The 18,899-nt window shown below is 60.1% G+C and carries 17 protein-coding genes and 2 pseudogenes; 11 read left to right on the forward strand and 8 right to left on the reverse strand.

Annotated elements, in window-relative coordinates; all coding sequences use genetic code 11:
* The first annotated feature begins 92 nt into the window (after positions 1-92).
* The 5 genes from ATI02_RS18615 to fdhA all read left to right on the forward strand — a co-directional run bounded on the left by ATI02_RS18615 (position 93) and on the right by fdhA (position 6,579).
* Positions 93-422 (forward strand): sarcosine oxidase subunit delta, encoded by a 330-nt coding sequence (locus ATI02_RS18615; RefSeq protein WP_003228964.1) that lies wholly within the window; start codon positions 93-95, stop codon positions 420-422.
* Positions 419-3,436: a sarcosine oxidase subunit alpha gene (locus tag ATI02_RS18620; RefSeq protein WP_100847024.1), complete on the forward strand. Its 3,018-nt coding sequence runs from the start codon at positions 419-421 to the stop codon at positions 3,434-3,436. Before ATI02_RS18615 ends, ATI02_RS18620 begins: the two co-directional genes overlap by 4 nt.
* Positions 3,437-3,558: 122 nt before the next feature.
* Positions 3,559-4,191, forward strand: a complete 633-nt coding sequence (locus tag ATI02_RS18625; protein WP_100847025.1) for a sarcosine oxidase subunit gamma — start codon at positions 3,559-3,561, stop codon at positions 4,189-4,191.
* Positions 4,192-4,316: 125 nt separating this feature from the next.
* Positions 4,317-5,174 (forward strand): formyltetrahydrofolate deformylase, encoded by an 858-nt coding sequence (gene purU / locus ATI02_RS18630; RefSeq protein WP_095187131.1) that lies wholly within the window; start codon positions 4,317-4,319, stop codon positions 5,172-5,174.
* Between the two features lie 205 nt (positions 5,175-5,379).
* Positions 5,380-6,579, forward strand: a complete 1,200-nt coding sequence (gene fdhA, locus ATI02_RS18635) for a formaldehyde dehydrogenase, glutathione-independent (protein WP_042561444.1) — start codon at positions 5,380-5,382, stop codon at positions 6,577-6,579.
* A gap of 69 nt (positions 6,580-6,648) precedes the next feature.
* Here the strand turns inward: fdhA and ATI02_RS18640 are convergent, their stop codons facing one another.
* Positions 6,649-6,861 (reverse strand): cold-shock protein, encoded by a 213-nt coding sequence (locus ATI02_RS18640; RefSeq protein ID WP_100847026.1) that lies wholly within the window; start codon positions 6,859-6,861, stop codon positions 6,649-6,651.
* Between the two features lie 187 nt (positions 6,862-7,048).
* On the opposite strand from ATI02_RS18640, the pseudogene ATI02_RS18650 reads away from it, so the two are divergent.
* Positions 7,049-7,216 (forward strand): annotated as a pseudogene (locus ATI02_RS18650) (formyltetrahydrofolate deformylase); the annotation flags it as partial.
* Positions 7,217-7,277: 61 nt separating this feature from the next.
* Here ATI02_RS18650 and ATI02_RS18655 read toward each other — a convergent pair.
* Both ATI02_RS18655 and ATI02_RS18660 read right to left on the reverse strand, forming a co-directional pair.
* Entirely contained in the window at positions 7,278-7,673 is a 396-nt protein-coding gene (locus ATI02_RS18655) for a hypothetical protein (RefSeq protein ID WP_095187133.1), read from the reverse strand.
* 167 nt (positions 7,674-7,840) lie between these two features.
* Positions 7,841-7,933, reverse strand: a pseudogene (locus ATI02_RS18660) (cold shock domain-containing protein); the annotation flags it as partial.
* A gap of 146 nt (positions 7,934-8,079) precedes the next feature.
* On the opposite strand from ATI02_RS18660, the gene ATI02_RS18665 reads away from it, so the two are divergent.
* Positions 8,080-8,643 (forward strand): DUF2780 domain-containing protein, encoded by a 564-nt coding sequence (locus tag ATI02_RS18665; RefSeq protein ID WP_100847028.1) that lies wholly within the window; start codon positions 8,080-8,082, stop codon positions 8,641-8,643.
* A gap of 1 nt (position 8,644) precedes the next feature.
* Here the strand turns inward: ATI02_RS18665 and ATI02_RS18670 are convergent, their stop codons facing one another.
* Positions 8,645-9,532: a 1-acylglycerol-3-phosphate O-acyltransferase, YihG family gene (locus ATI02_RS18670; protein WP_100847029.1), complete on the reverse strand. Its 888-nt coding sequence runs from the start codon at positions 9,530-9,532 to the stop codon at positions 8,645-8,647.
* 309 nt (positions 9,533-9,841) lie between these two features.
* Between ATI02_RS18670 and rloA2 the strand changes: the two genes are divergently transcribed.
* The 4 genes from rloA2 to creD all read left to right on the forward strand — a co-directional run bounded on the left by rloA2 (position 9,842) and on the right by creD (position 14,061).
* Positions 9,842-10,345, forward strand: coding sequence for a retropepsin-like aspartic peptidase RloA2 (gene rloA2, locus ATI02_RS18675; RefSeq protein ID WP_100847030.1), 504 nt, complete (start codon positions 9,842-9,844; stop codon positions 10,343-10,345).
* Between the two features lie 73 nt (positions 10,346-10,418).
* Positions 10,419-11,099, forward strand: a complete 681-nt coding sequence (gene creB / locus ATI02_RS18680; protein ID WP_100847031.1) for a two-component system response regulator CreB — start codon at positions 10,419-10,421, stop codon at positions 11,097-11,099.
* Positions 11,099-12,517: a two-component system sensor histidine kinase CreC gene (gene creC, locus ATI02_RS18685; protein ID WP_100847032.1), complete on the forward strand. Its 1,419-nt coding sequence runs from the start codon at positions 11,099-11,101 to the stop codon at positions 12,515-12,517. Before creB ends, creC begins: the two co-directional genes overlap by 1 nt.
* Positions 12,518-12,690: 173 nt before the next feature.
* Positions 12,691-14,061, forward strand: a complete 1,371-nt coding sequence (creD, locus tag ATI02_RS18690) for a cell envelope integrity protein CreD (protein ID WP_100847033.1) — start codon at positions 12,691-12,693, stop codon at positions 14,059-14,061.
* 208 nt (positions 14,062-14,269) lie between these two features.
* Here the strand turns inward: creD and ATI02_RS18700 are convergent, their stop codons facing one another.
* From ATI02_RS18700 to ATI02_RS18715, 4 genes are all read right to left on the reverse strand, one after another.
* Positions 14,270-14,899 carry a glutathione S-transferase family protein gene (locus tag ATI02_RS18700; protein WP_100847034.1) on the reverse strand — a complete coding sequence of 210 codons (630 nt, stop codon included), beginning with the start codon at positions 14,897-14,899 and terminating at the stop codon, positions 14,270-14,272.
* 175 nt (positions 14,900-15,074) lie between these two features.
* Positions 15,075-15,254 carry a hypothetical protein gene (locus ATI02_RS18705; protein ID WP_100847035.1) on the reverse strand — a complete coding sequence of 60 codons (180 nt, stop codon included), beginning with the start codon at positions 15,252-15,254 and terminating at the stop codon, positions 15,075-15,077.
* On the reverse strand, positions 15,251-16,381 hold the full coding sequence (locus ATI02_RS18710) for a PepSY-associated TM helix domain-containing protein (RefSeq protein WP_100848477.1): 1,131 nt from the start codon (positions 16,379-16,381) through the stop codon (positions 15,251-15,253). The genes ATI02_RS18705 and ATI02_RS18710 overlap by 4 nt, the downstream gene beginning before the upstream one ends.
* A gap of 74 nt (positions 16,382-16,455) precedes the next feature.
* Complete coding sequence (locus ATI02_RS18715) at positions 16,456-18,894, reverse strand: TonB-dependent siderophore receptor (RefSeq protein ID WP_100847036.1); 2,439 nt, start codon at positions 18,892-18,894, stop codon at positions 16,456-16,458.
* Between the last annotated feature and the right edge of the window lie 5 nt (positions 18,895-18,899).

The following is an 18,899-nucleotide window of genomic DNA, read 5'->3' on the forward strand; positions in this document are numbered from 1 at the left end:
CTTAGTAAACTAAGCTCCGCTTTCTCGCCTGTTTTTGCCTTGTCTTGCCTTCGCTCGCTACGTTTTCACGGCGCTTGATAGGAGAAATCCCCATGTTGCATATCTTCTGTCCTCACTGCGGCGAGTTGCGCTCCGAAGAGGAATTCCACGCATCCGGTCAGGCGCATATCCCGCGTCCGCTGGATCCGAACGCCTGCACTGATGAAGAGTGGGGCGACTACATGTTCTTCCGCGATAACCCGCGCGGTCTGCACCACGAACTGTGGGATCACGTCGCCGGTTGCCGCCAGTACTTCAACGTCACCCGCGACACCGTGACCTACGAGATTCTCGAAACCTACAAGATCGGCACCAAGCCGCAATTCACCGACAAGGCTGATACGGCGAAAACAGCCACGACGGCGCTGGGAGAGAAGGTATGAGCCAGACCAATCGCCTGTCCAACGGTGGACGGATCGACCGCAACAAAGTGCTGAGCTTCACCTTCAACGGTCAGACCTACAAAGGCTTCGAGGGTGACTCGCTGGCCGCCGCGCTGATCGCCAACGGCGTCGATATCATCGGCCGCAGCTTCAAGTATTCGCGTCCACGCGGCATCTTCGCCGCTGGCGCCGAAGAGCCGAACGCCGTGCTGCAGATCGGTGCGACCGAAGCCACCCAGATTCCCAACGTGCGCGCCACGCAACAGGCGCTGTACCAAGGCCTGGTCGCCACCAGCACCAACGGCTGGCCGAACGTCAACAACGACATGATGGGCATTCTCGGCAAGGTCGGCGGCAAGCTGATGCCGCCGGGTTTCTACTACAAAACCTTCATGTATCCACAATCGTTCTGGATGACTTACGAGAAGTACATTCGTAAGGCTGCCGGTTTGGGCCGCTCGCCGACCGAAGTCGATCCGGACACTTACGACTACATGAACCAGCACTGCGACGTGCTGATCGTCGGCGCCGGCCCTGCTGGCCTCGCCGCTGCACTGGCGGCTGCGCGCAGCGGCGCTCGGGTGATTCTGGCCGATGAGCAGGAAGAGTTTGGCGGCAGCCTGCTTGATTCCCGTGAAAGCCTCGACGGCAAACCGGCGATGGACTGGGTTGCCAGCGTCATCGCCGAACTGAAGGACACTCCGGACGTGCTGCTGTTGCCGCGCGCCACGGTCAACGGCTACCACGACCACAACTTCCTGACCATTCACGAACGCCTCACGGATCACCTCGGCGACCGCGCACCGATCGGTCAGGTACGTCAGCGCATTCACCGCGTTCGCGCCAAGCGTGTGGTGCTGGCGGCCGGCGCTTGCGAGCGTCCGCTGGTCTACGGCAACAACGATGTGCCGGGCAACATGCTCGCCGGTGCGGTGTCGACTTATGTGCGTCGCTACGGCGTGGCACCGGGCAAGAAGCTTGTCCTCAGCACCAACAACGATCACGCCTACCGCGTGGCACTGGATTGGCTCGACGCCAGTCTGCAAGTGGTGGCCATCGCCGATGCTCGCAGCAATCCGCGCGGTGCATTGGTCGAAGAAGCCCGTGCCAAAGGCATCCGCATCCTCACCGGCAGCGCCGTGATCGAGGCCCGTGGCAGCAAGCGCGTGACCGCTGCCCGCATCGCCGCAATTGATGTGAAGGCGCATGCCGTGACCAGCCCGGGCGAATGGCTCGACTGCGATGTGGTCGCCAGCTCCGGCGGTTACAGTCCGGTGGTCCACCTGGCCTCGCACTTGGGTGGCAAGCCTACCTGGCGCGAAGACATCCTCGGTTTCATCCCGGGCGAAGCCCCGCAGAAACGCGTGTGCGTCGGTGGCATCAACGGCGTCTACGGTCTCGGCGATTCGCTGGCCGATGGTTTTGAAGGGGGCGTGCGCGCCGCCAGCGAAGCCGGTTTCGCGGCGGTCGAAGGCACTCTGCCGAAAGCCCTGAGCCGTCTCGAAGAGCCGACCCTGGCGCTGTTCCAGGTGCCACACGAGAAGGGCACCGCTCGGGCGCCGAAGCAATTCGTCGACCTGCAAAACGACGTCACCGCCGCCGCCATCGAACTGGCGACCCGCGAAGGTTTCGAGTCGGTCGAGCACGTCAAACGCTACACCGCACTGGGCTTCGGCACCGATCAGGGCAAGCTCGGCAACGTCAACGGTCTGGCCATCGCCGCCCGTTCGCTGAACGTGACCATCCCGCAGATGGGCACCACGATGTTCCGCCCGAACTACACGCCGGTGACGTTCGGCGCCGTGGCCGGCCGTCACTGTGGGCACATCTTTGAACCGGTTCGCTACACCGCACTGCATGCCTGGCATGTGAAAAGCGGCGCCGCGTTTGAAGACGTCGGCCAGTGGAAACGTCCATGGTACTTCCCGAAAAACGGTGAAGACCTGCATGCCGCGGTGAAGCGCGAATGCAAAGCCGTGCGCGACAGCGTCGGCCTGCTCGACGCCTCGACGCTGGGCAAAATCGACATTCAAGGCCCGGATGCCCGCGAGTTCCTCAACCGCGTGTACACCAACGCCTGGACCAAGCTCGACGTGGGCAAGGCCCGTTACGGCCTGATGTGCAAAGAAGACGGCATGGTCTTCGACGACGGGGTGACGGCTTGCCTGGCGGACAACCATTTCGTCATGACCACCACCACCGGCGGTGCCGCGCGCGTGCTGCAATGGCTGGAGCTGTACCACCAGACCGAATGGCCGGACATGAAGGTGTATTTCACCTCCGTCACCGACCACTGGGCGACCATGACCCTGTCCGGCCCGAACAGCCGCAAGCTGCTCAGCGCCGTGACCGACATCGACCTGAGCAACGACGCCTTCCCGTTCATGACCTGGAAAGAAGGTCTGGTCGGTGGCGTGCCGGCGCGGGTGTTCCGTATCTCGTTTACCGGTGAGCTGTCGTACGAAGTCAACGTGCAGGCCGACTATGCGATGGGCGTGCTGGAGAAAATCGTCGAGGCCGGCAAACAGTACAACCTGACCCCGTACGGCACCGAAACCATGCACGTTCTGCGCGCCGAGAAAGGTTTCATCATCGTCGGTCAGGACACCGACGGCTCGATGACCCCGGACGACCTGAACATGGGCTGGTGCGTCGGTCGCACCAAACCGTTCTCGTGGATCGGTCAGCGCGGCATGAACCGTGAAGACTGCGTGAAGGATCAGCGTAAGCAACTGGTCGGCTTGAAGCCGATCGATCCGACCAAATGGCTGCCGGAAGGTGCGCAACTGGTGTTCAACACCAAGCAGGCGATCCCGATGACCATGGTCGGCCACGTGACTTCCAGTTACGCGCACAACTCCCTCGGTTATTCGTTTGCCATGGGCGTGGTCAAGGGCGGTCTGAAGCGCCTCGGTGAGCGGGTGTTTGCACCGCTGGCCGATGGCAGCGTGATCGAGGCGGAAATCGTTTCTTCGGTGTTCTTTGATCCGAAGGGGGATCGTCAGAACATCTGACAGACCGAGTCGCGGCCTTCGCGAGCAAGCCCGCTCCCACAGGGGAATGCATTCCAAATGTGGGAGCGGGCTTGCTCGCGAAGGCGTCAGTAGATTCATCACAGAATTCAGGAAGGTGCTTTATGACCACAGCCAACATGTACCAACAACGCCCGACCACCGGTGCCCGTGCCGAGTCGTCGCTGCACCATGCCGACCTCGCCAGCCTGGTCGGCAAGGGCCGCAAGAATGCCGGTGTGATCGTGCGTGAGAAAAAACTCCTCGGCCACCTGACCATTCGTGGCGATGGCCACGATGCCGCGTTCGCCGCCGGTGTGCACAAGGCTTTGGGCATCGAACTGCCCGGCGCTCTGAGCGTCATCGTCAAAGGTGAAACCAGCCTGCAATGGATGGGCCCGGACGAGTGGCTGCTGATCGTGCCAAGCGGTGAAGAATTCGCCGCTGAACAGAAACTGCGTGAAGCCTTGGGCGATCTGCACATCGCGATCGTCAACGTCAGCGGCGGCCAGCAAGTACTTGAACTGAGCGGGCCGAACGTGCGCCAGGTGCTGATGAAGTCCACCAGCTACGACGTACACCCGAACAACTTCCCGGTCGGTAAAGCGGTCGGCACGGTGTTCGCCAAGTCGCAGCTGATGATTCGTCATACCGCCGAAGACACTTGGGAACTGCTGATCCGTCGCAGTTTCTCGGATTACTGGTGGTTGTGGTTGCAGGATGCTTCGGCTGAGTACGGCCTCAGCGTCCAGGCCTGATGGATGATCGTTCCCACGCTCCGCGTGGGAATGCATCCCCGGGACGCTCCGCGTCCCAAGAGCGGACGCCGAGCGTCCATGGCGGCATTCCCACGCAGAGCGTGGGAACGATCAGAGGAAAAAATATGAGCCGCGCCCCAGACACATGGATTCTGACCGCCGACTGCCCCAGCGTTCTCGGCACCGTGGACGCGGTGACGCGTTTTCTGTTCGAGCAGGGTTGCTACGTCACCGAGCACCATTCGTTCGATGACCGCCTCTCCGGGCGTTTTTTCATTCGTGTGGAATTCCGCCAGCCCGACGGCTTCGACGAGCAATCCTTCCGCACCGGCCTCGCCGAACGTGGCCAGGCCTTCGGCATGATCTTCGAGCTGACGGCACCGAACTATCGGCCAAAAGTGGTGATCATGGTCTCCAAGGCCGATCACTGCCTTAACGACTTGCTCTACCGCCAGCGCATCGGCCAGTTATCGATGGACGTCGCGGCGGTGGTGTCCAACCACCCGGATCTGAAACCGCTGGCCGACTGGCACCAGATTCCCTACTACCATTTCCCCCTCGATCCCAACGACAAACCGTCGCAGGAGCGTCGGGTCTTGCAGGTGATCGAAGAGTCCGGCGCCGAACTGGTGATCCTCGCCCGCTACATGCAGGTGCTGTCGCCGGAGCTTTGCCGCAAGCTCGATGGCAAGGCGATCAACATTCATCACTCGTTGCTGCCGGGCTTCAAGGGTGCCAAACCGTATCACCAGGCCTACAACAAGGGCGTGAAACTGGTGGGTGCGACGGCGCATTACATCAATAACGATCTCGATGAAGGGCCGATCATCGCCCAAGGTGTCGAGGCGGTGGATCACAGTCATTACCCGGAAGACTTGATTGCCAAAGGGCGGGATATCGAGGGCCTGACGTTGGCCCGCGCCGTTGGTTATCACATCGAAAGAAGGGTGTTTTTGAACGCCAATAGAACCGTCGTTCTCTAGATCGTTTTCGCGAGCAAGCCCGCTCCCACAGGGGATTTGTGTTGAAACACAGGTCTCTGTCACACCAAAGATCAACTGTGGGAGCGAGCCTGCTCGCGAAGGGGCCATTACTGACAACGCAAGACCAACAAGCAATAACCCGAGCATTTAACGCGCTGCCTGCCTGGGCAACGCGGTTCCATAAAAACAACAGCGAGGTGAAAGCATGTCTGGCAATCGTGGTGTGGTGTATCTCGGCGCGGGCAAGGTCGAAGTACAGAAAATCGACTATCCGAAAATGCAGGACCCGCGCGGTCGCAAGATCGAGCACGGGGTCATTCTCAAAGTGGTTTCCACCAACATCTGCGGCTCCGACCAACACATGGTGCGCGGCCGTACCACGGCGCAGACCGGTCTGGTGCTGGGCCACGAGATCACCGGCGAAGTGATCGAAAAAGGTTCCGACGTCGAAAACCTGAAAATCGGCGACCTGGTTTCCGTTCCGTTCAACGTCGCTTGCGGGCGCTGCCGTTCCTGCAAGGAGCAACACACCGGCGTCTGCCTGACCGTCAACCCGGCCCGTGCCGGCGGCGCTTACGGTTACGTCGACATGGGCGACTGGACCGGTGGCCAGGCCGAATACGTGCTGGTGCCCTACGCTGACTTCAACTTGCTGAAACTGCCGGATCGCGACAAGGCCATGGAGAAAATCCGCGACCTGACCTGCCTGTCCGACATCCTGCCGACCGGTTACCACGGTGCGGTGACTGCGGGCGTTGGCCCGGGCAGCACCGTTTACATTGCCGGCGCGGGTCCAGTCGGTCTGGCGGCCGCCGCTTCTGCGCGCTTGCTCGGTGCGGCCGTGGTGATCGTCGGCGACGTCAACACCATCCGCCTGGCCCACGCCAAGGCGCAGGGTTTTGAAATCGTCGACCTGTCCAAGGACACCCCGCTGCACGAACAGATCGCTGCGCTGCTGGGCGAACCGGAAGTCGATTGCGCGGTGGATTGCGTAGGCTTCGAAGCGCGCGGCCACGGCCATGACGGGGTGAAATCCGAAGCCCCGGCCACCGTGCTTAACTCGCTGATGGGCGTGGTGCGCGTGGCGGGCAAGATCGGCATTCCGGGCCTGTACGTCACCGAAGATCCGGGTGCCGTGGACGCCGCCGCGAAAATGGGCAGCCTGAGTATCCGCTTTGGTCTGGGTTGGGCCAAATCCCACAGCTTCCACACCGGGCAAACGCCAGTGATGAAGTACAACCGCCAGTTGATGCAGGCGATCATGTGGGATCGCATCAACATCGCTGAAGTGGTGGGCGTGCAGGTGATCAGCCTCGATCAGGCGCCGGAAGGGTATGGCGAGTTTGATGCGGGTGTGCCGAAGAAGTTTGTGATTGATCCGCACAAGTTGTTCAGTGCGGCGTAGGGCTTAAGCTAGATGACAAAACGGCACCGCTAAAGGTGCCGTTTCTGTTTGGTTTTTTATGACCAGGGATCATTCAGGGCGAACTTGGACTGCTTGCATTCCTTTTTGTCCCCTCTCGGCTACGAATGAAACCATTTGCCCTTCTTTGAGAGTTTTGTCTCCATCAATCTCAATCGCCTTGAAATGGACAAAAATATCATCGCCGCCGCCAGCTGGAGTAATGAACCCAAAACCTTTTTCGTCATTAAACCATTTGACCGTACCGGTTTCTCTGTTTGACATGCCCGTGGTTCCTATTTGATAGATTGGTTAAACATTAGACTGAGTAATTCAAAGGCCTAAAAAGCTCAGATAGCGGCCAATGCCCTTTGATAGAGAACCGGCCTAGTCGGACGCCCGGTCTGCAATCCTCCTTTGGGCTCAAGACTTACCGTACCTACGACCTTCTGCACCCGGTCTCGTCGAGTGAGGGCAGGCGCTCGGCATGGGCTTTGAATTGACCGCACCGAACTACCGGCGAAAAGTGGTGATCATGGTGTCCTTGGCCGATCACTGCCTCAACGACCCGCTCTATCGCCCGCGCATCGACCAGTTGCTGATGTACGTCGTGGCGGCGGTGTCCAATCATCCGGATCTCTAGCCTGGGAAGGGCACCCATGGGGTGCCTTTTTTGTTAAAGATGTTCGCCCTTGCGTACGTTATTTGAACGCGCACTTTTGAGCGTCACCGTCTTTGGTGGCGCAATCATCGCCTTGCCAATTACCACCGTCGCCAACAGTTGGTTTTCCCGTTGGCCAGACGAGCGACGCCGCAACATCCGGCTTCATTTTGCCGTCTTCGTATTGGCAGACGACTCTGGCGTTATTGCTGTCTTTATCCTTGATGCGTGCCGCAGTAAATTTGAGCGCCTGCGCAGCTTCCTCGCTGGTGCTAGCAGGATCAACGTCGACAGTCAGCTCCTTGGTCGGCCCACTCACCTCAAATGTGCCATTACTTTTCTTCGTGAAAGAACTGGCAGACGGACAGGTGCTCGCATAAGCAGTAGTCGAGAGAGCTAAAGCAATCAACGCGCCAGCGGTAAGTTTCTTCAACATGTTGTGTACTCCTTTACATTTTTTGGAGTGCCAATTGTTCAAACACACAAAAAAATTTTCTACTGTCAGATCTGACAGTTTTTAGCGAATTTTGGAATAATTATTAGTTTTCTTATAGCTCGATTCAAATGATTTTCGCTACTATCCAATAATCGCTATCCCATAAGAACCAAAAAATCATCGCCCCGCTGAGAGGTTATATAGCCGAATTCCTCTTCGTCGTTAAACCACTTGACCGTTCCTTTCTGTCCGTTCGACATATCTGCATTCCTTTTTTGGACTTTTACCTTTCCTATCGTTGATCGATGAAGTGAGGGTACTTGCTGAACATACCGTTCAATCCCCTGTCAAACCGGCAGTTTCGTCGTCGCTGTCCGGTGGCAGCTTTTCCCAAGAGGATGTCTGAATGAAGATTTCACGCGGTTTTGCCTTGGCATCACTCATGACCCTGGCGGCGGGCCCGGTGTTCGCCGGTTTCAGCTTGAACGACGTCGCCGGTGCGGTCTCGGGCATGCAGGGCGGTGACAAGGCTGCCGCTGCGGCGCCGACTTCGGAAACCGCCGGTTTGTTGAGCGCCCTGAGTGCGCTGAACGTCACTCCGCAGCAAGCCGTGGGCGGCACCAGTGCCATGCTCGGCCTGGCCAAGAACCAGTTGAGCAATACCGACTACTCGCAATTGGCCAAGGAAGTGCCGGGCATCGACAAGCTCTCGGGCGGCGGTGGCAATCTGGCTGCGCTGAGCGGTCTGCTCGGCTCGTCGGGCAAGTCGGCCGGGCTGGAAAATGCCTTGGGCAACGTCAAGGACACCAATGACCTGAACAATGCGTTCAGCGCCTTGGGCATGGACAGCGGCATGATCGGTCGGTTTGCCCCGGTGATTCTGCAATACCTGGGTCAGCAGGGCGTCGGTGGCTCGCTGCTGAGCAGTCTGGGCAGCATCTGGGGCACCGGAACCGGAACCGGCAGCTGATTCAGCCGCGCTCGTTCTTCAGTTCGGCAATACGCTGATCCTTCTCGTTCCAGAGCTGGTTGACCCAGCTCTGGACCTTCTGGCGAAACACCGGATCATTCTCGTAATCGCCCTGCCACAGCGCCGGGTCGAGTTCGCGGGTCTTGATGTCGATGATCACGCGCGGCACGTTGCCGCTGATCAAGTCCCAGAATCCCGGAATGTCTGGCTGTGGATAAACCACCGTCACATCGAGGATCGCGTCCAGTTGTTCACCCAGCGCCGCCAGTACAAACGCCACGCCGCCCGCCTTGGGCTTGAGCAGGTGGTTGAACGGTGATTGCTGCTGCGCACTTTTCGCGGCGGTGTAGCGCGTGCCTTCCAGATAATTGACCACGGTTACCGGCTGACGCTTGAACAGTTCACAGGCCGCTTTGGTGATTTCCAGATCCTCGCCCGCCAGTTCCGGGTTCTTCGCCAGGAATGCCTTGGTGTAGCGCTTCATGAACGGGTAATCCAGCGCCCACCACGCCAGGCCCAGAAACGGCACCCAGATCAGTTCTTTCTTGAGGAAGAACTTGAAGAACGGCGTGCGCCGGTTGAGGGTCTGGATCAGCGCCGGAATGTCGACCCACGACTGATGGTTGCTGACCACCAGATACGAGGTGTCACCGCGCAGATCGTCGCCGCCGCGAATGTCCCACCAGGTGGGGATGCACAGGCGGAAAATCAGTTTGTCGATCTCGGCCCAGGTCTCGGCGATCCACATCACCGCCCATGACGCATAGTCGCGCCAGCGCCCGGGCGCCACCAGTTTGAGCAGGGCAAACACCAGCAATGGTCCGATCAGGATCAGGGTGTTGAGCAATAGCAGCAGGGTGACGAAACAGCCGGTGAGCAGGCGGCGCATAAGCAACTCTATGAAAGCGGATGGGCGCGCCATGATAAGTGGCTTCGGGCGACAGGCCAAATGTGCGCTGACGAATGTTTCACTTTTGGGCCGGTATGCTTTGCTCAGGCGTTGTGTTGAATGTACCGGCCTCTTCGCGAGCAGGCTCGCTCCCACGGGGGATTTGCACTGTGTTGAAGATTGCATGCACACAGAAATCCAATGTGGGAGCGAGCCTGCTCGCGAAGGCGGGCTTGAGGCGAACCAATTGCCTGCAGGCTGTCTAAAATCTCGCGTCTGCCGCCCTCATTTTTCAAGGAAGCCCCTTACGTGAAATCCCTCCTTGCACTGTTTGCCCTCATCGCCCTGCCGGTCATGGCCGCCGAGCCGACCCTGTACGGGCGTTACGAATACATCGCGCTGCCGGAAATCGGCGGTGAAGTGCTCAAGGCCAAAATGGATACCGGTGCGCTGACCGCGTCGCTGTCGGCCAAGGACATCGAGACCTTCACCCGTGATGGTGACGAATGGGTGCGCTTCCGCCTGGGTACCAAGGACGCCAGCAACAAGGTCTACGAACACAAGGTCGCGCGGATCAGCAAGATCAAGAGCCGCTCCGATGAAGAAGACGAGGGCGACAGCACCGAAGTCGCCAAACGTCCGGTGGTCGATCTGGAGCTGTGCCTGGGCAACGTCAAGCGTACCGTGGAGGTCAACCTGACCGACCGCAGCAACTTCAATTATCCGCTGCTGATCGGTGCCAAGGCCTTGCGGGAATTCGGTGCAGCCGTAAACCCGGCGCGGCGCTTCACTGCGGACAAACCAGACTGTTAAGCCAAGTGGTCTCATTGACGTAACGTCAGGCTTGGGGCACCGTTCGCGCACTTAACCCACGGGCTCGGACGCCATGCCTCATATCCTGATTGTCGAAGACGAAGCGGCGATTGCCGACACGCTGATTTTTGCCTTGCAGGGCGAGGGGTTCACCACCACCTGGGTGAACCTCGGCGCAGCGGCGCTGGAACATCAGCGTCAGACCCCGGCCGATCTGATCATTCTCGACATCGGCCTGCCGGACATCAGCGGTTTCGAAACCTGCAAACAGCTGCGCCGCTTCAGTGACGTGCCGGTGCTGTTTCTCAGTGCCCGGGATGCCGAGATCGACCGCGTCGTGGGGCTTGAAATCGGTGCCGACGACTACGTGGTCAAGCCCTTCAGTCCACGGGAAGTGGCGGCGCGGGTCCGGGCGATTCTCAAGCGCATGGCGCCGCGTCCGGTGATCGAGGCCTCGTCTGCGCTGTTTCGCATCGATCCAGAGCGCGTTCAAATTGTTTATCGCGGTCAGACACTGAGCCTGACCCGCCATGAATTCCGCCTGCTGCAATGCTTGCTTGAACAACCAGAGCGGGTGTTCAGTCGCGAGCAATTGCTCGATGCGCTGGGCGTAGCGGCCGACGCCGGTTACGAGCGCAGCATCGACAGCCACATCAAAAGCGTGCGCGCCAAGCTGCGTCTGGTGCGCGCCGATGCCGAGCCGATCCAGACCCATCGCGGCCTCGGTTACAGCTACAGCCCGGGGCACAGCTAATGTCGTTGGGCCTGCGGATTTTCCTGGTGTATGTGCTGTTTGTCGGCCTGACCGGTTATTTCGTGCTCAACACGGTGATGGAGGAAATCCGCCCCGGCGTTCGTCAGTCCACCGAAGAAACCCTGGTCGACACCGCCAACCTGATGGCGGAGATCCTGCGTGACGATTTCAAGGCCGGCACGCTCAGCGAGAATCGCTGGCCGCAGTTGCTGCGCGCTTACGGCGAACGTCAGCCGCAAGCGACGATCTGGGGCTTGCCGAAGAATCAGGTCAACCATCGCATCTACGTCACCGACGCCAAGGGCCGGGTGGTGCTGGATTCCAGCGGTGTGGCGGTGGGCCAGGATTATTCGCGCTGGAACGACGTCTACCTGACCTTGCGCGGCGAATATGGCGCGCGCTCCAGCCGCAGTGATCCGGATGACGCCAGTTCCTCGGTGATGCACGTCGGTGCGCCGATCCGCGACAACGGCCAGATCATCGGTGTGGTGACCGTGGCTAAACCCAACAGCTCATTGCAGCCTTATGTCGACCGTACCGAACGGCGCTTGCTGTTTTACGGTGCTGGCCTGATCGGTCTCGGTTTGTTGTTCGGCGCCTTGCTGTCGTGGTGGCTGAGCCGCGCGCTGCACCGCTTGACCGGTTATGCGCAAGCGGTGAGCGAAGGTCGGCGCGTGGAAGTACCGCACTATCGCGGCGGCGAGCTGGAACAACTGGCCACGGCGGTCGAGCAGATGCGCACGCAACTGGAAGGCAAGGCTTACGTCGAGCGTTACGTGCACACGCTGACCCATGAACTGAAAAGCCCGTTGGCGGCCATTCGCGGCGCGGCGGAGTTGCTGCAAGGTGAAATGCTGCCGGCTCAACGATTGCGCTTTGTCGGCAACATCGACAGCGAAAGTGCGCGGATGCAGCAACTGATCGAGCGCTTGCTGAATCTGGCGCAGGTTGAGCAGCGCCAAGGACTGGAGGAGCGGGTAGCGGTGCCGTTGGCGGTGTTGGTCGATGAGTTGTTGCAAGCTCAGGCTGCAAGGATCGAAGGCAAGCAGCTTCGCATTGAACAGGCGATCTCGGCGAGTCTGCTGCTGATCGGCGAGCCATTTTTGCTGCGTCAGGCGCTGGGGAATGTGCTGGAGAATGCGCTGGATTTCACCCCGGTAGAGGGGTTGCTGCGGTTCAGTGCCGAGCGGGTTGGCGAGCAAATCGAATTTCGTTTGTTCAATGAGACGGCGGCGATTCCTGACTACGCTTTGCCGCGTTTGACCGAACGCTTCTACTCATTGCCGCGCCCCGATAGTGGACGCAAGAGTACGGGTTTAGGGCTTAACTTCGTTGAGGAAGTGGTCAAGTTGCATGGTGGGTCGATGCAAATTCGCAATGTTGAAAATGGCGTTGAAGTGACCCTGCGCTTGCCTTGAAACCGAGTCGCTGCCTTCGCGAGCAGGCTCGCTCCCACAGGTGGCGCATTCCAATGTGGGAGCGAGCCTGCTCGCGAAGGGGCCGGTGAAGTCTCCACACAATCTCCACATTCCCCCCACAAAACCCCCATACACCCCAACCAGACTCTGCCCATCAAAACAGGGAGAGTCCCATGAACAAGAATCTGACCATAAAGCTCGGCGCCATTGCCACGCTGATCCTGCTGTTGCTGATACCGTTGCTGATGATCGACGGGGTCATCGATGATCGCCAGCAGCTGCGCGACGGCGTGCTGGAAGACATCGCGCGCAGCTCCAGCTACAGCCAGCAAGTCAGCGGGCCGGTGATGGTGGTGCCGTATCGCAAAGTGATTCACAACTGGAAGCTCAACGACAAAACCAACCAGCGCTATGACGAGCCGAGCGAAGAGCGCGGGCGTTTGTACTTTTTGCCTGAGCGTTTCGAGCTCGATGGCCAGGTACAGACCGAACTGCGCGCCCGGGGCATTTATGAGGCGCGGCTGTTTCACGCCGATAATCGCATCAACGGTCACTTTTCGCTGCCGGCGCAATTGGGCATCAAGGAAGACTTCGTCGATTACCAGTTCGATGCGCCGTTTCTCGCGGTCGGCATCAGCGACATTCGCGGCATCGAAAACGCTTTGAAACTGGAACTCGACGGCCAGCGCCTGGACTTCGTGCCCGGCACTCAAGTCGGCTGGCTCGGCGAAGGCGTACGAGTGACGCTGCCGGTGCTCGATACCAGCAAAACCACGGAACTGGCGTTCGGTTTCGACCTGCGTCTGCAAGGCACCGGTTCGTTGCAGGTGCTGCCGGTGGGCAAAACCAGCAGTGTGAGCCTGACTGCGAACTGGCCGCACCCAAGCTTCATCGGCAACTTCCTGCCGGCCAAACGGGAAATCAACGATGCCGGTTTCAGCGCCGACTGGCAGACCACGTTCTTCTCCACCAACCTGCAAGACGCCATGAGCCGCTGCGTCAGCAGCAATGATTGCGATGGGTTCAATGCCCGCAGTTTCGGCGTGAGCTTCATCGATCCGGTGGATCAGTATCTGAAGAGCGACCGGGCGATCAAGTACGCATTGCTGTTCATCGTCCTGACGTTTGCCGGTTTCTTCTTGTTCGAAGTCCTCAAGAGCCTGGCGGTGCACCCGGTGCAGTACGCGTTGGTTGGCGTGGCGCTGGCGTTCTTCTACCTGTTGCTGTTGTCGCTGTCGGAACACATCGGGTTTGCGCTGGCGTATCTGCTGTCGGCCAGTGGTTGTGTGTTGTTGATCGGGTTCTATGTCTGCCATGTGCTGCGCAGCGTGCGTCACGGTTTGAGCTTTTCGGCGGGGTTGGCGGCGTTGTATGGCCTGCTTTACGGTTTGTTGAGCGCCGAGGATTACGCGCTGCTGATGGGCTCGCTGCTGCTGTTCGGCTTGCTCGGTGTGTTCATGGTGCTGACGCGCAAACTGGACTGGTACGGGATCGGGCAGAAGCCGGCCAAGCCGCTGGAATTTGATGTGGGGGCGATGCAATGAGCCGGTCGCTGGGGTTGCGTGAGGATCAGTGTTGGAAGGATGAGTTGGTGACGCGGATTATTGGATTTCTGCCTGTGGAACCGAGGTGGGGCCTTCGCGAGCAGGCTCGCTCCCACAGGACTGATGTCAGCGCGAATTTCTCTGTCAGGCCCCAATTCGGGGTGGGAGCGAGCCTGCTCGCGAAGAGGCCGGAACAGGCGCTGAAAAACTAAGGCTTGGGCATGGTCGCGATCATGGACGGTCGCTGACTGACTTCGAAGTACCAATTGGCCAACTGAGGATTGGCCTCGCGCCAGCCCAGATCGGGGAAGCGCAGGTCGAGGTAACCCAGCGCACACGCCACGCTGATCGCCGCCACATCAAAGTGGCTGGTCAGTTCGGCAATCGCGTCGCGCTCCAGCACGGCGAGGGCGCGGCGGATCTTGTCGCGCTGGGCTTCGAGCCATTCATCCCAATGTTTTTCCGGCGCACGCAAAACCAGTTCATAACGCACCATCACCGACGCGTCCATGATCCCGTCAGCCATCGAGGCCAGGGTCAGCCGGCGCCAGCGGGCCGCGCCTTCGCGCGGGATCAGCGGATTGCCGACGTGTTGTTGGTCGAGGTATTCGAGGATCACCCGGCTGTCATGGATGACGTTGCCATCAGCCAGGCGCAGGGCGGGAATCTTGCCCAGCGGGTTGTCGACATTGAGTTCAGCGCTCGGGCTGACCGGGCTGAGCACGCAGTCTTGCAAGGCAACGCGATCCTGCTGGCCGGTTTCATACAGCAACACCATCACTTTGCGCACGAACGGGGAGAGCGTGTTGTGGAACAGGGTCATGCTGGGGGCGGACATTGGCAGGGTCTCGATCAGGACAGTGAGCGGGCAGCATAGCCTGTCAGAGCACGAGCTCAAGGCTTTCACCGAACCAAATGTGGGAGCGAGCCTGCTCGCGATGACGGTGTGTCAGTCAACATCGATGTTGAATGTTCGTACGCTATCGCGAGCAGGCTCGCTCCCACAGGGTTCTTCAGCTTCGCACCACCAAACCTCTTATGGCCAGATACGCCGGAACACCCAGCCCAACCCAGCTCAATGCATCCCAGATGCCATCCCCCAATAACGCCGCAAACAACCCCGCGGCACTGAGCAGCGCAATCACCAGCGGCGTGCTGAACACCTTCCAGAAACTCGACTGACGCGGCTTCATGCCGAGGCTTCCGTTGTTTCCAGCGCGGGCCGGGCCGCTTTACGCCGCACCACCCACAGATACACGCCGCTGCCGAGCACGATGATCGTCAGCACATCCAGCGTCGCCCAGAGGATCTTCATCGGCATGCCGCCGTAATCACCGAAGTGCAGCGGCTGCGACATGCCCATGGCGTCCATGTACCACGGTCGTTCCGCCACGGCGGTGACTTGCAGCGTCGTGGCGTCGATCAGCACCGGCGTCAGCAGGTGCGAGGTCAGGTGCGTGCCGCCCTTCATGAACACCGAGTAATGATGCTCGCTGGAAAACCGCGTGCCGGGGAAGGCAATGAAGTCCGGTTTCATGTCCGGCGCGACTTCGTCGGCAATGTCGAGCAAACGGGTGGCGGGCGCCAGATGGGTCAGCGGCGGCGCATCGCGATAAGGCGCGATCAACGTATTGAGCGAATCGTTGCGCCACGCAGCGATCAGCAGGTCGGCGCAGGCGCTGATCACCCCGGTCACGCCGACAACCAGCGCCCAGGTCAGCGTGACGACGCCGATCAGGTTATGCAGGTCGAGCCAGCGCAGGCGGGTGGATTTGTCCTGGCGCACGGTGCCGAACTTCAAGCGGCGCATGAACGGCAGGTACAGCACCGTTCCGGAAACAATCGCCACGACAAACAGCAGGCCCATGAACGCCAGCAGCAATTTACCCGGCAACCCGGCGAACATGTCGACGTGCAGGCGCAGGATGAACAGCATCAAACCGCCGTTGGCCGAGGGGGTTTCCAGCGCTTCGCCGGTGCGCGCATCGAGCATGAACGTGTGCGAAGCGTTGGGCTCGGTGCCGGCGGTTTTCGCCATGATCGTCAGCACGGCATTCGGCTCATCGTCGTCGAAGCCGAAGTACTGCACGACGTCATCCGGGCGATGTTTTTCCGCTGCCGCGACCAGTTGCGCCAGATTCAGGCGCGGCGTGTCGGCCGGCATCTCGCGCACAACGGGAGCATCGCCGAGCAGGTGGTCGATTTCATGGCTGAAAATCAACGGCAGGCCGGTCAAGGCCAGCATCAGCAAAAACACGGTGCAGATCAGGCTGGTCCAGGTGTGGATGAACGACCAGCGGCGGATTGTTTTACTTTTCATTTCATGACCTTCAAAAACACCAAAGCCGTCCACGAGGGACGGCCGGGTGACATGACCTGTTTCAGCTCAGTCGCTTACCACTTGTAAGTGGCACTGGCGACGACACTGCGCTGGTCGCCGTAGTAGCAGTAGAAGCTGTCGCAGGTGGAGATGTAATCCTTGTCGAACAGGTTGGTCGCGTTCAGTGCCAGCGACGCGCCCTTGAGGCTGTTGTCCAGACGGCCGAGGTCGTAATGCACCGAAGCGTCGAACACGGTGTAGGCGTCAGCCTTGCCCAGCCAGGTGTTGGCCTTGTCGCCGTAGGTGTTGCCGGTGTAACGCACGCCGGCGCCAACACCGAAACCGTCGAGCACGCCGGTGTGCCAGGTGTAGTCGGTCCACAACGAAGCCTGTTGGTTCGGCATCAGTTGCAGGCGGTTGCCCTTGTCGACACCTTTCTGCACTTCGGACTTGGCCAGGGTGTAGGCGGCGATGACTTTCAGGTTGTCGGTAACGTCCGAGACCGCTTCCAGCTCCAGGCCTTTGACTTTCACTTCGCCGGTCTGGCTGGTGATCGACACGCCGTCGACGAAGGTATTGACCGCAACATTTTTCTGCGTGAGGTCATACACGGCCGCGCTCAGCAACGTCTTGCTGCCCGGTGGCTGGTACTTGATGCCCAGTTCCCATTGCTTGCCTTCGGTTGGCTTGAGCGAACCGCTGGAGGTGGCGTCGGCGCCGGTGGTTGGCTGGAAGGATTCGGCGTACGACAGATAAGGCACGAAGCCTGAGTCGAACACATAGCTGAGCGCCGCGTTGCCGCTGAATTTCTTGTCGCGCTGGGTGTTGGTGGCGTCGGCCTTGTTGATGAATTGGGTGCCGGTGTGCACCCAGTCTTCACGGCCGCCCAAGGTCAGGCGCCACTGGTCGAGGGCCATTTGATCCTGCACGTACAGGCCGGTCTGGTAGGTCTTCTGGTTGTAGTCGTAAAACGCTGTGGAGCGCGCCGGACGCACGATCGGCTGGCCGTAGACCGGGTTGTTGACGTTGATGCTTGGCGCGGAGCCGAAGATCGAGGTGTAGTTGGTGTTGCTGCGCTGGTGATCGAGACCCAGCAGCAAGGTGTGGCGAATGTCGCCGGTGGCGAAGTCGGCCTGGAAGTTGTTGTCCACGGCGAACTGGCTGATGTCCTCATCGACGTTGGTGGTGCCGCGCCCGACATTGCCTTGATCGTCAACGGTGTAGCCGGCGAAAGACGGGTTATAGCTGTTGACGGTCACGGTCTGGAACGACAGATCCGACTTGGTGTAGCGCAGGTTCTGTTTGAACTGCCACACGTCATTGAAGCGATGCTCAAAGGCATAGCCAAGCGCGTAGTAGGTGCGGTCGTAGTAGTCGTAGTCTGGATCGCCGAGGTTCTTGTGGTGGGAAATCTTGCCGAACGGCATGCCGATCTTGGTGCCCTGGATCGGATAGAACTGACTGGTGACGCCGGTATCGTCGCGGGTGAATTGCGACAGCAGGGTCAGTTTGGTGTTGTCGTCGATGTTCCAGGTCAGGCTCGGCGCGATGTTGTAGCGCTTGTCGTCGATGTGGTCGATCTGTGTTCCGCCATCACGGATCACGCCGCTGATGCCATAGAGAAACTGACCCGCCTCGTCGATCTTGCCGGTGCTGGCGAAGTTGATCTGACGATGGTTGTCGCTGCCGTATTGCAGCTGGATTTCGCTGCTGGCGATGTCACTGGGACGGCGGCTGACCATGTCGAGCAGACCGCCCGGCGGGGTCTGGCCGTATACCGACGAAGCCGGGCCACGCAGCAGGGCGAGGCGGTCGAGGTTCCAGGTTTCCTGTTTCGGGTTGGCGTACACGCCTTTGGGCAGTGGCAAACCGTCGAGGAACTGGGTCGGTTCGAAACCGCGCACGCGAAGCCAGTCGGCACGGGTGTCGCTGCCGTAGCTGCTGGCGGTGATGCCCGGCATGTAGCGCACGGCGTCATCGAGGCTATGCACGCCACGGTCTTCCATTTGCTGGCGGGTGGCGACGGAGATCGAACGCGGCGCTTCGACCAGCGCAGTATCGGTCTTGGTGCCGGCGGCGGTGCGCGTGGCGGTGTAGCCTTCGACAGGGCTCCAGGCGGTTTCCAGATTTTCCACACCGATCACCGATGTTTCCGGCAGCGCCATCACGCCCTCAGGCACAGCGACCAGGGTGTAAGTGCCGGTGCTGCTTTGTTCCAGTTGCAGACCCGTGCCTTGCAACGCTGCACGCAACGCGCCAGTGGCGTCGTACTGGCCGTTGACCGGCGCTGAGGTCTTGCCTGCCGCCAGCGACGGATTCAACGACAGCGCCAGGCCGCCCTGGCTGGCGATCTGGTTCAGCGTGGTGGACAAAGGAGCGGCCGGCAGGTTGTAGGCGCGCACGCTGGACGCTTGTTCAGCGGCGAGCAACGGGCTGCTGATCAGCGGAGCGCTCAGGGCGATGGCGACGGCCAGCATACTGGGGCGCAACAAGGTGTCTAGCGAACGGGACATACGGC

This window comes from Pseudomonas baetica, from assembly GCF_002813455.1.
In the GTDB taxonomy this organism is placed as follows: domain Bacteria; phylum Pseudomonadota; class Gammaproteobacteria; order Pseudomonadales; family Pseudomonadaceae; genus Aquipseudomonas; species Aquipseudomonas baetica.

Bases quoted from the DNA above. Each gene is read 5' to 3' on its own strand.
- ATI02_RS18615 (WP_003228964.1), top strand. From the start codon at position 93: ATGTTGCATATCTTCTGTCCTCACTGCGGCGAGTTGCGCTCCGAAGAG.
- ATI02_RS18620 (WP_100847024.1), top strand. From the start codon at position 419: ATGAGCCAGACCAATCGCCTGTCCAACGGTGGACGGATCGACCGCAAC.
- ATI02_RS18625 (WP_100847025.1), top strand. From the start codon at position 3,559: ATGACCACAGCCAACATGTACCAACAACGCCCGACCACCGGTGCCCGT.
- purU (WP_095187131.1), top strand. From the start codon at position 4,317: ATGAGCCGCGCCCCAGACACATGGATTCTGACCGCCGACTGCCCCAGC.
- fdhA (WP_042561444.1), top strand. From the start codon at position 5,380: ATGTCTGGCAATCGTGGTGTGGTGTATCTCGGCGCGGGCAAGGTCGAA.
- ATI02_RS18640 (WP_100847026.1), bottom strand. From the start codon at position 6,861: ATGTCAAACAGAGAAACCGGTACGGTCAAATGGTTTAATGACGAAAAA.
- ATI02_RS18655 (WP_095187133.1), bottom strand. From the start codon at position 7,673: ATGTTGAAGAAACTTACCGCTGGCGCGTTGATTGCTTTAGCTCTCTCG.
- ATI02_RS18665 (WP_100847028.1), top strand. From the start codon at position 8,080: ATGAAGATTTCACGCGGTTTTGCCTTGGCATCACTCATGACCCTGGCG.
- ATI02_RS18670 (WP_100847029.1), bottom strand. From the start codon at position 9,532: ATGCGCCGCCTGCTCACCGGCTGTTTCGTCACCCTGCTGCTATTGCTC.
- creB (WP_100847031.1), top strand. From the start codon at position 10,419: ATGCCTCATATCCTGATTGTCGAAGACGAAGCGGCGATTGCCGACACG.
- creC (WP_100847032.1), top strand. From the start codon at position 11,099: ATGTCGTTGGGCCTGCGGATTTTCCTGGTGTATGTGCTGTTTGTCGGC.
- creD (WP_100847033.1), top strand. From the start codon at position 12,691: ATGAACAAGAATCTGACCATAAAGCTCGGCGCCATTGCCACGCTGATC.
- ATI02_RS18700 (WP_100847034.1), bottom strand. From the start codon at position 14,899: ATGTCCGCCCCCAGCATGACCCTGTTCCACAACACGCTCTCCCCGTTC.
- ATI02_RS18705 (WP_100847035.1), bottom strand. From the start codon at position 15,254: ATGAAGCCGCGTCAGTCGAGTTTCTGGAAGGTGTTCAGCACGCCGCTG.
- ATI02_RS18710 (WP_100848477.1), bottom strand. From the start codon at position 16,381: ATGAAAAGTAAAACAATCCGCCGCTGGTCGTTCATCCACACCTGGACC.
- ATI02_RS18715 (WP_100847036.1), bottom strand. From the start codon at position 18,894: ATGTCCCGTTCGCTAGACACCTTGTTGCGCCCCAGTATGCTGGCCGTC.